This window comes from Pseudomonas citronellolis, assembly GCF_001586155.1.
Taxonomy (GTDB): domain Bacteria; phylum Pseudomonadota; class Gammaproteobacteria; order Pseudomonadales; family Pseudomonadaceae; genus Pseudomonas; species Pseudomonas citronellolis.
In genome coordinates, this window is sequence record NZ_CP014158.1 from 5,381,541 (window position 1) to 5,395,239 (window position 13,699).

Annotated in this window: 11 protein-coding genes; 2 read left to right on the top strand and 9 right to left on the bottom strand. The window is 67.5% G+C overall.

The features are described from left to right. Nucleotides 1-75: 75 nt before the first annotated feature. Entirely contained in the window at nt 76-1,017 is a 942-nt protein-coding gene (locus tag PcP3B5_RS23570) for a class I SAM-dependent methyltransferase (RefSeq protein WP_061562558.1), read from the bottom strand. 71 nt (nt 1,018-1,088) lie between these two features. Continuing rightward, the gene (locus PcP3B5_RS23575; protein WP_061562559.1) at nt 1,089-2,585 is read right to left on the bottom strand and encodes a methyl-accepting chemotaxis protein; all 1,497 of its coding nucleotides are present in this window, start codon (nt 2,583-2,585) and stop codon (nt 1,089-1,091) included. A gap of 148 nt (nt 2,586-2,733) precedes the next feature. On the opposite strand from PcP3B5_RS23575, the gene PcP3B5_RS23580 reads away from it, so the two are divergent. Continuing rightward, the gene (locus tag PcP3B5_RS23580) at nt 2,734-5,097 is read left to right on the top strand and encodes a DNA polymerase II (protein ID WP_061562560.1); all 2,364 of its coding nucleotides are present in this window, start codon (nt 2,734-2,736) and stop codon (nt 5,095-5,097) included. A gap of 412 nt (nt 5,098-5,509) precedes the next feature. Here PcP3B5_RS23580 and PcP3B5_RS23585 read toward each other — a convergent pair whose 3' ends face one another. Both PcP3B5_RS23585 and PcP3B5_RS23590 read right to left on the bottom strand, forming a co-directional pair. After that, nucleotides 5,510-7,132, bottom strand: a complete 1,623-nt coding sequence (locus PcP3B5_RS23585) for an MFS transporter (protein ID WP_043314602.1) — start codon at nt 7,130-7,132, stop codon at nt 5,510-5,512. 120 nt (nt 7,133-7,252) lie between these two features. Next, the gene (locus PcP3B5_RS23590) at nt 7,253-8,911 is read right to left on the bottom strand and encodes a GMC family oxidoreductase (protein ID WP_061562561.1); all 1,659 of its coding nucleotides are present in this window, start codon (nt 8,909-8,911) and stop codon (nt 7,253-7,255) included. A gap of 132 nt (nt 8,912-9,043) precedes the next feature. Here PcP3B5_RS23590 and PcP3B5_RS23595 point away from each other — a divergent pair, with 132 nt between their 5' ends. After that, nucleotides 9,044-9,937, top strand: a complete 894-nt coding sequence (locus tag PcP3B5_RS23595) for a LysR family transcriptional regulator (protein WP_061562562.1) — start codon at nt 9,044-9,046, stop codon at nt 9,935-9,937. 57 nt (nt 9,938-9,994) lie between these two features. Here the strand turns inward: PcP3B5_RS23595 and PcP3B5_RS23600 are convergent, their stop codons facing one another. The 5 genes from PcP3B5_RS23600 to PcP3B5_RS23620 all read right to left on the bottom strand — a co-directional run bounded on the left by PcP3B5_RS23600 (nt 9,995) and on the right by PcP3B5_RS23620 (nt 13,519). Next, nucleotides 9,995-10,321, bottom strand: a complete 327-nt coding sequence (locus tag PcP3B5_RS23600) for a hypothetical protein (RefSeq protein WP_058073170.1) — start codon at nt 10,319-10,321, stop codon at nt 9,995-9,997. Continuing rightward, nucleotides 10,318-10,893, bottom strand: a complete 576-nt coding sequence (locus PcP3B5_RS23605; protein ID WP_061562563.1) for a hypothetical protein — start codon at nt 10,891-10,893, stop codon at nt 10,318-10,320. Before PcP3B5_RS23605 ends, PcP3B5_RS23600 begins: the two co-directional genes overlap by 4 nt. A gap of 471 nt (nt 10,894-11,364) precedes the next feature. Beyond that, on the bottom strand, nt 11,365-11,847 hold the full coding sequence (eco, locus tag PcP3B5_RS23610; protein ID WP_009616510.1) for a serine protease inhibitor ecotin: 483 nt from the start codon (nt 11,845-11,847) through the stop codon (nt 11,365-11,367). Between the two features lie 119 nt (nt 11,848-11,966). Then, complete coding sequence (locus PcP3B5_RS23615; protein ID WP_061562564.1) at nt 11,967-12,701, bottom strand: DUF533 domain-containing protein; 735 nt, start codon at nt 12,699-12,701, stop codon at nt 11,967-11,969. A 95-nt stretch (nt 12,702-12,796) separates the two neighbouring features. Next, a complete protein-coding gene (locus PcP3B5_RS23620) occupies nt 12,797-13,519 on the bottom strand; it encodes a tellurite resistance TerB family protein (RefSeq protein WP_061562565.1) in 723 nt (240 codons plus the stop codon). Between the last annotated feature and the right edge of the window lie 180 nt (nt 13,520-13,699).

Below are 13,699 nucleotides of genomic sequence, written 5' to 3' on the forward strand. Positions count from 1 at the left end.
CGGAAAACCGGCGTTTTCCGTGCCATGGCCGATGCGGAGCAGATTGTGTGCCAGGTGTTACATCCAGGTGCGGGCTTAGCCCGGGTAGGCGAACACCAGCGCCTTGAGCGCCGCATCCTCATCGACGTCGGCGAACTCCGGCGGGTTGTCCAGGCGCTCGACGAAGGCCAGTTCCGGCGCCTCGGCGGCCATGCCCTGGATAAGGAAGGCCGGGCTCACGGACGGATCGTTGACGCAGGCCAGCACCCGCCCACCGGGCGCCAGCAGCTCGGGCAGGCGGCGCAGGATGCGCGGGTAGTCCTTGCCGAGGGCGAAGCTGCCCTTCTGGAACGACGGCGGGTCGATGATCACCAGGTCGTAGGGCCCGGACTTCTTCACCTTGCCCCAGGACTTGAACAGCTCGTGGCCGAGGAATTCCACCCGCGACAGGTCGTGGCCGTTCAGCCGGTGGTTGTCGCGCCCGCGGCTCAGGGCGGCGCGCGCCATGTCCAGGTTGACCACGTGCTCGGCGCCGCCGGCGATGGCCGCCACCGAGAAGCCGCAGGTGTAGGCGAACAGGTTGAGCACCCGCTGCCCGGCGGCCCGGGCCTGCACCCACTGGCGGCCCAGGCGCATGTCGAGGAACAGGCCGTTGTTCTGCTTGCGCCCCAGGTCCAGCAGGTAGCGCAGGCTGTTCTCGCTGACCACGCGCTCCTCCGGCACCTCGCCGAACAGGGCCTGCATGGCGCTGTCCGGGCGGTAGCGGTGCTGCAGCAGCAAAGCCTCGGCGCCGCTGGCGCGCCATTGCGGCGACTCGCCAAGGCCCAGCAGCAGGCGCTCCAGCGCCGCCAGTTCATCTTCGCCCGGCTCGCGGAACAGCGACACCAGCAGCACGCCCTGCAGCCAATCCGCGGTCACATGCTCCAGCCCCGGCCAGCGCCGGCCGCGGCCGTGGAACAGGCGGCGAACCTCGGCGGGCGGTGCCTCCAGGGCGGCCAGCAGCTGTTGCAGAAGTACGTCGAGGGCTTGTGCGTTCATGGCGTCGGGGCTGGGAAAAGGGGCGGCCATTCTGGACAGGATCGGCGCAAAAGAGAACCGCCCGTAGCGCCTCAGCGGGTGACCTGGAAGCGCTCGGTCAGGCGCTGCAGGCGCCCGCTCAGCTCCTGCAGGCGCGAGCCCTCGCGCTCCAGGGCCTGGGCATCGCTGTCGTTGTGCTCGGCCACGCCCTGCACGTCCTGTAGGTGGAGGATGACCTCCTCGCTGACGGAACTCTGCTCCTGGGTGGCCGTAGCGATGAGCTGGTTCATCTGGCTGATGCTGGCGATGCCCTCGGTCATGCGCAGGAGCAGTTCGCTGGTGCGCCGGCTGCGCGACACGCATTGCTCGACGTTCTCCCGGCTGCTCGACATGGCCTGGGCCGCGGCGCGGCTGCCACTTTGCAGGCGGCCGATCACTTCCTGGATCTCGCGGGTGGACAGCGCGGTCTTCTGCGCCAGGTTGCGCACCTCGTCGGCCACCACGGCGAAGCCGCGGCCCTGCTCGCCGGCCCGCGCGGCCTCGATGGCGGCGTTGAGCGCCAGCAGGTTGGTCTGTTCGGCGATGCCGCGGATGACTTCCACCACCCGGCCGATCTGCTGGGCCTGGGCGTCCAGGTCCTGGACCTGGCGGTCGCTGTCGTCGATCTGGCTGGCGAGGCGGCCGATCTCCTCCAGGCTCTCGCGCATCAGCTCGCTGCCGTCGCGCGCCTCCTGGTTGATGCGCAGGGCGGTCTGCGCGGCCTCGTCGGCATTGGCCGCCACGCCCTCGATGGTGCTGCCCATCTGGCGCATGGCACCGGACATGTGCGCGGTCTCGCCCAGTTGGCGCCGGGCGCCGTCGCGCAGCGTCTGGGTGGTGCTGGCCAGCTGCTGGGCCAGTTCGTTCAGCCCCAGGGCATCGCGCAGGACCACGGCGACCAGCTCGTCCAGCCGCGCGAGGAAGCGGTTGAGGCGCGAGTTCATGGCGCCGGACACCGGGCTGCGGTAGCTGAGGTCGACCACGTCGCTTTCGGTCAGGCGGCTCACCGAGGCCAGCAAGCCCATGGCGCCGCGGGCCTCGGCGTGGGACTGGATGGCCAGGTAGACCAGGATCGAGCTTTCCAGCACCACGTAGAAAGCGTGCAGGAAGATGATCGGCCATGTGCCCTGGGGCGCCACCCACAGCCCGCTGCCGCCCTGCTGCAGAGCGAAGAAGGCCAGGTGGTGGACGGCGATGAAGCTGGCGGCGACCACGATGGGCAGCCAGTCGCGGTAGAACACCAGGATCGCCAGCAGCACGAAGATGCCGAAGTGCATCTCGATGATCCCGCCGCTCTGGTTGATCTGCAGGGCGGCGAAGGCCATGAAGGCGACGCCCATGCAGCAGCGCATCAAGCGCCGGCCACCGATCAACGGGTTCAGGCCATGCATGGCCGCCAGCGTGCCGCCGCCGATCAGCAGGGCCTGCCCCCAAGTATCGTGCCAGGCGGCCAGGGCGAGCGAGTAGGCGAACATCAGCCAGAGCACGCCGAACATGATGCGGTCGGCCTTGCGGTAGTGGTTTTCCAGGGAGAAGGAAGAGTGAGGCATGACGAATAGGGTACCGGCGGGTGGAATGACCCCCGCTTATCGGCCGCTACCGCCGCCAACCTTAGGCCTTTCGTCCAGAGGCGGCCGGGCGCGCGTCCGGCGCCCCGGGTAGAATGAACGCCTGAAAGATTCTTCCCAGGGGTTACCGGTGGCAGCACAACACGGCTTCGTCCTCACCCGGCACTGGCGCGACACGCCCGCCGGCACCGAGGTGGAGTTCTGGCTGGCCACCGACGCCGGCCCGCGCCGGGTGCGCCTGCCGCCGCAGACCTCGGTGGCCTTCCTCCCCGCCGCCCAGCGCGAGGCGGCGCAGCGCCTGCTGCAGGGCGAAACCGGCGTGGAGCTGCGCCCGCTGCAGTTGCGCGACTTCGAGCAACGCCCGGTGCTGGGCCTGTACTGCCGCCAGCACCGCCAGCTGATGGACCTGGACAAGCGCCTGCGCGCGGCCGGCACCGAGGTGCTGGAAGCCGACATCCGCCCGCCGGAGCGCTACCTGATGGAGCGCTTCATCACCGCCCCGGTGAGCTTCGATGGCGAGGCCGATGCCGAGGGCGTGCTGTGCGAAGCCGTGCTCAAACCGGCACCGGACTATCGGCCACGGCTGAAGCTGGTGTCCCTGGACATCGAGACCGACATCCACGGCAACCTCTATTCCATCGCCCTGGAAGGCTGCGGCCAGCGCCAGGTGTACATGCTCGGCCCAGCCAACGGCGATGCCAGCTGGCTGGACTTCGACCTGGCCTACCGCGACAGCCACGGCGAACTGCTGGAAAGCCTCAACCAGTGGCTGGCCGAGCACGATCCCGACGCCATCATCGGCTGGAACCTGGTGCAGTTCGACCTGCGCGTGCTGCGCGAGCACGCCCAGCGCCTGAAGATCCCCCTGCGCCTGGGCCGCGACGGAGACGAGATGCACTGGCGCCAGCACGGCAGCGGCAGCAACCACTACTTCGCCGCGGCCGCCGGGCGGCTGATCATCGACGGCATCGAGGCATTGCGTTCGGCCACCTGGAGCTTCCCCTCCTTCAGCCTGGAAAGCGTGGCGCAGACGCTGCTGGGCGAAGGCAAGGCGATCGACAACCCCTACGACCGCATGGCCGAGATCGACCGCAAGTTCGCCGAGGACAAGCCGGCGCTGGCCCACTACAACCTCAAGGACTGCGAGCTGGTCACGCGCATCTTCGCCAAGACCGAGCTGCTGCACTTTCTGCTCGAACGCGCCAGCGTCACCGGCCTGCCCGCCGACCGCAGCGGCGGCTCGGTGGCGGCCTTCACCCACCTGTACCTGCCGGCCATGCACCGCCTTGGCTTCGTCGCCCCCAACCTCGGCGGCAAGCCGCCGGAGGCCAGCCCCGGCGGCTTCGTCATGGACTCGCGCCCTGGGCTGTACGACTCGGTGCTGGTGCTGGACTACAAGAGCCTGTACCCGTCGATCATCCGCAGCTTCCTGATCGACCCGGTGGGCCTGGTGGAAGGCCTGCGCCAGCCGGACGACGAACACGCGGTGGAAGGCTTCCGCGGCGCCCGCTTCTCGCGCAGCCGGCACTGCCTGCCGGCCATCGTCGAGCGCGTGTGGCAGGGCCGCGAGGCGGCCAAGCGCGAGGGCAACAAGCCGCTGTCCCAGGCGCTGAAGATCATCATGAACGCCTTCTACGGCGTGCTCGGCTCCAGCGGCTGCCGTTTCTTCGACCCGCGCCTGGCGTCGTCCATCACCATGCGCGGGCACCAGATCATGCGCCGCACCCGCGAGCTGATCGAGGCGCAGGGCCACCAGGTGATCTACGGCGACACCGACTCCACCTTCGTCTGGCTCGGCGGTGCCCACGCCGAGGCGGACGCCGAGCACATCGGCCGCGCCCTGGTGCAACGCATCAACCAATGGTGGAAGGAGCACCTGCGCGAAACCTACGACCTGGAAAGCGCCCTGGAGCTGCAGTACGAAACCCACTACCAGCGCTTCCTGATGCCCACGGTGCGCGGCGCCGAGGAAGGCAGCAAGAAGCGCTACGCCGGCCTGGTGCGGCGCGCCGACGGCAGCGAGGAAATGGTCTTCAAGGGCCTGGAAACGGTGCGCACCGACTGGTCGCCGCTGGCCCAGCGCTTCCAGCAGGAGCTGTACGAACGCATCTTCCGCCGCCAGCCCTACCAGGACTACGTGCGCGACTACGTGCGCCGCACCCTGGCCGGCGAGCTGGACGCCCTGCTGGTCTACCGCAAGCGCCTGCGCCGGCGCCTGGACGACTACGAACGCAACGTCCCGCCCCACGTGCGCGCAGCCCGTGCCGCCGACGACTACAACCAGAGCCAGGGCCGCCCGCGGCAATACCAGCACGGCGGCTGGATCAGCTACCTGATCACCACCGCCGGCCCCGAGCCCCTGGAAAACCGCCGCGCGGCCATCGACTACGAACACTACCTGACACGCCAGCTGCAACCGGTGGCCGACGCCATCCTGCCCTTCGTCGGCGACGACTTCGCACGGCTGGTCGATCGGCAGATGGCGTTGTTCTAACACGCCCACCCACGAGAGGAGTTCCGTCGTAGGATGGTGTTGAGCGAAGCGATACCCATCAGCGCAACCGCATGGGTTTCGCAAGCTCAACCCATCCTACGAAGAGCACCCCGGCGCGGCCTGCAAGACAGTTACGCCTACGGTTCAGAAAAGCACGGGCGTAGGAGCGGACTCCGTCCGCGATTGGATTTGCCGGCCACGCCGGATGCCCCGGTGGCATGGACGGGTGAGCGCGCCCTGTGCGCGATTCGCAGACGTCCGCTCAGGTTGACGCCGAACTTCCCGAGCGCACCGGACAGCCTACTCTCCCTTCAGGGAGAGGGGACAGAGTCAACCTGGCACACAGCTGCCGCCGGAAGGCACCCTTCGCGAGCAAGCTCGCTCCTACGAAGAGCCCCCGGCGGCGCCGTGATCAATCGGCATGGATGTCGTTGTGCCGCGTCTCGCGCAGGAACAGCAGCGAGCACACCAGGCTCACGCCGGTGATCAGCACCGGATACCAGAGGCCGTAGAAGATGTTGCCGGTGTACACCACCAGGGCGAAGGAGATGGTCGGCAGCAGGCCGCCGAACCAGCCGTTGCCGATGTGGTACGGCAGCGACAGCGAGGTGTAGCGGATGCGCGTCGGGAACAGCTCGACCATCAGCGCCGCCAGCGGGCCGTAGCAGCAGGTGGCGATGAAGATCAGCGCCACGATGATGGCGATCACCATCGGCCGGTTCACCAGCGAGGCGTCGGCCTGGGTCGGGTAGCCGGCTTCCTTCACCGCGGCGCCCAGGGCGGCGGCGTCGAAGCCTTCGATGCGCTTCTCGCCCACGCTTACCACCAGCTCGCTGCCGGCCGGCGCGGCCTGGGTGCTGTAGGGCACGCCGCCTTTCACCAGCAGGGTCTTGGCCTTGTCGCAGGGGCTGTCGAATTTGGCCTTGCCCACCGGGTCGAACTGGAAGGTGCAGGTGGCCGGGTCGGCCATCACCACCACCGGGGCCTGGCGCGAGGCCTGGTCGATCTGCGGGTTGGCGTAGTGGGTCAGGGCCTTGAACAGCGGGAAGTAGAACACCGTCGCCAGCAGCAGGCCGACCACCAGCACCGGCTTGCGCCCGACCTTGTCGGACACCCAGCCGGCCAGCACGAACAGCGGCGCGCCTATCACCAGGGAGATGATCAGCAGCACGTTGGACAGCCCCGGGTCGACCTTGAGCACCTGGGTGAGGAAGAACATCACGTAGAACTGCGCAGCGTAGAAGGTCACCGCCTGGCCGGCGTTGATGCTGAACAGGGCGATCAGCACGATCTTCAGGTTGCTCCAGCGGGTGAAGGACTCCTTGAGCGGCGACTTGCTGATCTTGCCCTCGGCCTTCATCTTCAGGAACGCTGGCGACTCCTGCATGGACAGGCGGATCCAGGTGGAGATGCCCAGCAGCACGATGGAAATCAGGAACGGCAGGCGCCAGCCCCAGGTCTCGAAGGCTTCGCCTGTGGCCTGGCGGCAGCCCCAGATCACCAGCAGCGACAGCAGCAGGCCGGCGGTGGCGGTGCACTGGATCCAGCTGGTGTAGGCGCCGCGCTTGTTGGCCGGGGCGTGCTCGGCGACGTAGATGGCCGCGCCGCCGTATTCGCCGCCCAGGGCCAGGCCCTGCAGCAGGCGCAGGGCGATGAGGATGATCGGCGCGGCCACGCCGATGCTGGCGTAGGACGGCAGCAGGCCGACGCAGAAGGTCGACAGGCCCATCAGCAGGATGGTGGCGAGGAAGGTGTACTTGCGCCCGATCATGTCGCCCAGGCGGCCGAACACCAGGGCGCCGAAGGGCCGCACCAGGAAGCCGGCGGCGAAGGCCAGCAGGGCGAAGATGAAAGCGGTGGTGTCGTTGACGCCGGCGAAGAACTGCTTGCTGATGACCGCTGCCAGCGATCCGTAGAGGAAGAAGTCGTACCACTCGAACACGGTGCCGAGCGAGGAAGCGAAGATCACCTTGCGCTCTTCGCGGCTGCTGGAGCGCCCCCGTTCGAACGACTGGGGCTGTGCTAGATCGGTCATTACGGCTCTCCTGCCCCTCGTGGGGGCTCTTATTGTTGTTTCAGCCTCGACCGCCACGGCCCGGGGGCCGCGCGACGCTGTCTGCTGTCGAACCTCGTGTTCGTCCCGCCGGGGTGGCCGTCAGGACAGGGCCTTCTCCTCCCGGCCGCTGATAGGGATGACCTCCGCCTGCCGCGAGGGTTCGGCCAGGATCATCCGCGCCGCCTTCTCGGCGATCACCAGCACCGGCGAGCAGCTGTTGCCGGAAGTGAGCGTGGGCATGATCGAGGCGTCGGCGATGCGCAGGCCGGGGATGCCGTGCACGCGCAGCTGGCTATCGACCACGGCATTCGGCCCGCTGCCCATGCGGCAGGTGCCGGCAGGGTGGAAGATGGTGGTGCCGATGTCAGCCGCGGCGCGGTGCAGGTCTTCCTCGCTGTGGAAGTCCGGGCCGGGCTTGTATTCCTCCGGGCGGAAGCGCGCCAGGGCCGGCGCGGCGGCGATGCGGCGGGTCAGGCGGATGGCGTCGGCGGCCACCTTGAGGTCTTCCGGGTGGCTCAGGTAGTTGGGCTGGATCAGCGGCTTGGCGCGCGGGTCGGTACTGCGGATGCGTACGCTGCCGCGGCTTTGCGGGCGCAGGTCGCATACCGAGGCGGTGAAGGCCGGGAAGGCGTGCAGCGGCTCGCCGAAGCGCTCCAGGGACAGCGGCTGCACGTGGTATTCGAGGTTGGCCGAGGCCTGGCCGGGGTCGGACCTGGCGAAGGCGCCCAGTTGGCTCGGCGCCATGGACAGCGGGCCGCTGCGCTTGAACAGGTACTCCAGGCCCATGCCGACCTTGCCCCAGGGCGTGGCGGCGATGCGGTTCAAGGTGCGGGTGCCCTGGATGCGGTAGATCAGCCGCAGTTGCAGGTGGTCCTGCAGGTTCTCGCCGACGCCGGGCAGCGCGTGGCGCACGCCGATGCCCAGTTGTTCCAGCAAGGGCCGCGGGCCGATGCCCGAGCGCTGCAGCAGGGTTGGCGAGCCGATGGCGCCGGCGCACAGGATCACCTCGCGGCGCGCCCGCAGTTCGCGGCGGGCGCCCTGCCAGTCCACCACCAGGCCTTTGGCTCGGCCGTCTTCGAGGATCAGTTGCTGCGCCTCGACATTCGTCAGCACCAGCAGGTTCGGGCGCTGCTCGACCGGGCGCAGGAAGGCCTTGGAAGCATTCCAGCGCACGCCGCCGCGCTGGTTCACCTGGAAGTAGCCGCAGCCTTCGTTGTCGCCGCCGTTGAAGTCGTCCACCGAAGCGATCCCGGTCTGCGCCGCCGCCTCGCGGAAGGCATCGAGGATTTCCCAGGACAGCCGCTGCTGCTCCACCCGCCATTCGCCGCCGCCATGGTGGATAGCGCTGTCGCCGGCGAAGTGGTCCTCCATGCCGAGGAACAGCGGCAGCAGGTCGTTCCAGCCCCAGCCGGGGTTGCCCTCGGCGGCCCAGCCGTCGTAGTCGCGGGCCTGGCCGCGCATGTAGATCATGCCGTTGATCGACGAGCAGCCGCCGAGCACGCGGCCGCGGGGGTACTTGATGGCGCGGCCGTTGAGGCCGGGCACCGCTTCGGTGTCGAAGCACCAGTCGGTGCGCGGGTTGCCGATGCAGTAGAGGTAGCCGACGGGGATGTGGATCCAGGGGTAGTTGTCCGGGCCGCCGGCTTCGATCAGCAGCACGCGGTTGGCCGGGTCGGCGGACAGGCGGTTGGCCAGCAGGCACCCGGCGGGGCCGGCACCCACGATCAGGTAGTCGAAAGCGTCCAGTGCCTGGGGCATGGGCTGACCTCCAGTTGTTCTTATAGTTAGTCGTTCTTATCGATGCGTCGCTTGAGGCTAGCCGCTCATTCGCGATAAAAAAACGAACATTTCGAGTCAGCTGCTGATCGTTTTCTAACAACGGAGCCCGCCATGTTCGACTGGAACGACCTGCGCTACTTCCTCGAACTGCACCGCAGCGGCCGCCTGCTGGCCACCGCGCGCAAGCTGGGCACCACCCACGCCACCGTGGCCCGGCACATCGAGAACATCGAACGCGACCTGGGCACCCAGCTGTTCGCCCAGCACACCGGCGGCTACCAGCTGACCCCGGCGGGCCTGGCGCTGCTCAAGCACGCCGAGGCCATGGAGAACACCGCCCTGCTCGCCCAGGAGGAAATGAGCCAGAGCATCAGCCCGCTGGGCCAGGTGCGCCTGGGCGTGACCGAGGGCCTGGGCACCATGTTCCTCGCCCCGCGCCTGGGCGAGCTGATGCGCCAGTACCCGGGCCTTGAGCTGGAACTGGTGTCGGTGCCGCGCTTCGTCAGCATCACCAACCGCGAGGCAGACATCGCCATCACCTTGGAAAGGCCCAACGCCGACCTGGTGATCAGCCGTCGCCTGACGCGCTACCGCCTGAGCCTGTTCGCCAGCCCCGCCTACCTGGAAAAGGCCCCGCCCCTGCGCGACCGCGACGACCTGTGCAAGCACCAGTGGATCGGCTACGTGGACGACCTGCTGTTCAGCCAGGAACTGATGTTCCACCACAGCTTCTGCCGCCACCCCCAGGTGGTGTTCCGCAGCACCAGCGTGGTGGCCCAGCAACAAGCCGCCCAGGCCGGCGTCGGCCTGGCCATCCTCCCGCAGTTCATGGGCCTGCACGACCCGCTGCTGGTGCCGGTGCTGCCGGAGGAATTCATCGAGCGGGAGTACTGGATGTGTACGCGACGGGAGTTGCACCGGTCGGTGCGGCTGAGGTTGGTTTGGGATTTTCTGGTGGAGTTGTGTGAGCGGGAGCAGGGGATTCTGGTTGAGAGCAAGGCCTGAACGGAACAGGAAGACGGTGGAGTCCGCTCTACCTGGGCTTCGCCAGGCCCTGCACGTTCAGAAGCCCATGGCTGCGATTGCCAGAGGCGATTTGAAATGGAGCAGGGTATGTCGGGCGCAGATCAGGTAGGTCCTGTCGTTATCCTTGAGACGCGCAATGAATCTCTTCAATTGGGATTTGGCGAGCTGACTGAGCGGATTGCCGAAGTTGATCGGCTGCGGAATGTAATCCATGGCCGCGGAGCAGTTATCCATTTCCCTGACCATTTCAATTACCAGTTCGAGCACAGCCTGATTGATATTCCAATACTGCGCCTGGGGCCCGTACCAGGTCACCAGGACCTCTTTCAGGGCTTGCTCATCAGCGGGATCGATCCGGCTCATCGATCCGACCTCCTGATGCTGCGAACCACTTCGAGCGCCATCGACTCCGGCCCCCTCACCTGGATCAGGTCAACATGGCTCTGACGGAGCACGAGGATTTCGAAGACACCCTCGGGGCTGTCCAATTCGCGCAGCAGAATCCGGGTGTCTGCCATACCGAACGCGCGTACCTGTGACTTACAGTCGAGCCGGAAGACTTTGCGCAACATAGCCAACTCCTGCGCCTGCCTCTCGGTGAGGGCTGTGGCAGGTTCCACGCCATAGATCAGCCGGTACACCTGGGCGACGGATTGGATGTGCGGAAAGATCTCTCGAAATTCCGGGAAGGTTTCCGAGGTGACGCGCTGATGGCTGACGAATTGCCGGTCGGGATAGGCTGCGATCAGGCCGTCAGTACTGAGAAAGGCCTTGGGCGTCCCCGGAAGGTCGAACTGGATGCCTCCCAGGAGAACCGGCAGATAACGTCCTGCCTTGTACTCCAATGGCTCTTCTTTCGGAGGGCTGAAAACGCAGTTATTCGCCAGAGCGAATAGCGGGAAGAACAGAAGAATAATGCTGGTGATGTATCGCATCCAAAGCGTCCTTGATCGTTACGGGCCAGGACTATTATCGAGAGGATGCCCGCTTCCTCCGGCCTGTAATGCGTATGGAGTTTCCCTGCAAGGGCGTATGAAAGCGGGTCTTGGCACTCGACTGCAAATACCGAACCGGCCAGCCAGAACGCCGCTGCCCTACACAGCTAAACCGTGGCGCTCTTCGTAGGATGGGTGGAGCGAAGCGATACCCATCGCCGTGCTTGGCCGGGCGCCAGCAGTGCTGGCGGGATCGCGGACGGAGTCCGCTCCGACAGGTCGCCGGAAAACACGACATTCCTCTCCCCGTAGGAGTGGACCTTGTCCGCGATTGCCGGAGGTTTCGGCGCGGATCGCGGATAAGATCCGCTACGCTGCCCCACCCGCGCCATTCCCATGTAGGAGCGCGCCCTGCGCGCGAATCGCGGGCAGGGCCCGCTCCTACAGGATGCATGGGTTTGGTCGGGGGGTTTATTCGGCGCGGGCGTGTTCGACCTTGTCCGAGGCGGACCAGATGCGGTAGCGGACTTCGATGTCCTTGGGGGCGTAGATCACGATCGGCAGCTTGCTGTTGTAACGCAGCAGGAAGCCGTCGCCGACCACCGGTACGAAGTCCTTCCTGCTGGTGCCTTGCGGGCAGGCCATCAGGGTGCTGGCCGGGCCGCCGACCTTGTCCAGGCGGTAGTAGGGGTAGCCCCAGCCTTCCAGGGTCTTTTCTTCCAGGCTGCCGCCCAGGCGCTGGCGGTTGCAGTCGACGGTGAGGGTCTTGCCGGCCAGGACTTCGACCTTGAAGTTCTCTTCGTGGGCTTGCTGCGGCAAGTGGATGACCTGGCGCACGAAGCCGTCTTCGGCCTTGGGATAGGGCGCCACGTCTTCGAGTTTGGCGGCGTTGGCCAGGGTGGCGGTGGCGCTGAGCAGCAGCGCGGTGCAGAGGGTGAAACGGGTGAAGGGCATGACGCCTCCTTGCCGGTTGAGGGCGAACGCATCGCGCAGGATGCGTTCGTCCGGATTGATTGCATCCCTTCGACCATGCGCCTGTGCGAATGCGCGGCCCGGGGCCGCGCGAAGTTGTTTCAGGCTACTTCACCGCCGGTCTTGGCCTGCTGTTCCAGGTGCGCCTGCAGCTCCGGGTCGAGCTGCAGCTGGTAGGCCAGTTCGTCCAGGTAGTTGCGTTCGCTTTCCTGCTGGTCGTCCACCAGCATCACGCTGGCCAGGTACATTTCCGCGGCCTTGCCCGGGTCGCCTTGCGCGGCCTGGGCCACGTCGGCGGCTTCGAGGGGTTTCTGCACTTCGTTGTCGAGCCAGGCTTGCAGTTCCGGTTCGCCGGCGTGGCGGGAGATTTCCGCGTAGATCGCCTGCTTTTCCTTGTCGTCGATGCGGCCGTCGGCCTTGGCCGCGGCGATCAGGGCGATGAGGATGGCGTGGCTGTGGGCTTCGGCTTCGTCGCCGGAGAGCTGGTCGACGGTGGTCGGCGGCTGTTGCCGCGCGGCGGCCGCCTGTTGCTGCTGCCAGTTCTGGTAGGCCTGGAAGGCCATCATGCCCAGGGAGGCGAGCATGGCGTAGTTGACCCCGCCGCCGCTGGAGCGGCCCTGGCTGGCCGGGGCGCCGCCGCCGAGCATGCTGCCCAGCACGCCGCCGAGGCCGCCGAGACCGCCGAGGCCTCCGGCCGCTGCGCCACCGCCGGTGGCTCCGCCGAGCAGGCCGCCAAGCAACCCGCCAAGGCCACCCAGGCCGCCTGCGCCGCCCTGTTGCGCCTGCGCGCCCTGGCCGGCCCGCAGCAGTTGTTCCAGCAGATCCGTGGTGTTCATGGCAGCGCCCTCGGCGTGGTTGCAGTCAGGCAACGATAGTCCCGGTGGCGGATTCCGCCAATGCCGTCCGGGACTATTCAGGGGCGCGCTGAGAATCAGGCCGGCAGTGCCTGCAGGGCCTTCTGCGCCTGGGCTTCCAGCTCGGCCTTGAGGCCCGGGTCGAGGCTCAGTTGGCGGGCCAGTTCGTCGAGGTAGGCGCGCTCCATGTAGTTCTCCTCGTCGACCATGAGCAGGCTGGCCAGGTACATCTCGGCGGCCATTTCCTCGCTCTGCGCGGCCCCCGCCACTTCCCGCGGGTCCAGCGGCTTGGCCAGTTCGCGGTCGAGCCAGCCCTGCAGCTCCAGGTCGCCGGTGAGCTTGGCGATCTCGCCGTCGATCAACTGGCGTTCGCGGGTGTCGATATGGCCATCGGCCTTGGCCGCCGCCACCAGGGCGCGGAGGATGGCGTGGCTGTGGGCCTCGGCTTCCACCGGCGGCAGGCGGTCGACGGTCTGCGGTTCGCCGCGCGGCGCGCTGGCCTGCTGGCGCTGCCAGTTGCCGTAGGCCTTGTAGGCGATCACCCCGAGGGCGGCCAGGCCGCCGTAGGTGACGACCTTGCCGCCCATCTTCCGCGCCTTCTTGCTGCCCAGCAGCAGGCCCAGCGCGCCGGCGGCCAGGGCGCCGCCACCGGCGCCGGAGAGCAGGCTGCCGATGTCCAGGCCGCCCTTGCCGGCGCCCTGCCCGGCCTGGGCTTGGCCGCCGGTCTGGGCGAGCCCCTTGTTCTGCAGGAGTTCCTGGCCGGATTTGAGCAGTTGGTCGAGCAGGCCACGGGTGTTCATGGCGGTCTCCTGGGTCGGTAGAGGGAAACCTCGACTCTAGCGCCCGCTCCCGTATGTGCGCAGGCGCAGAGTGCTTCGGGATATTGCTGGGGAGTACGAATCGCGGGCAGGGCCCGATCCTACAGGCGCAGGAGAACGTCGTCGTAGGATGGGTTGAGCGAAGCGATACCCATCGCCGCG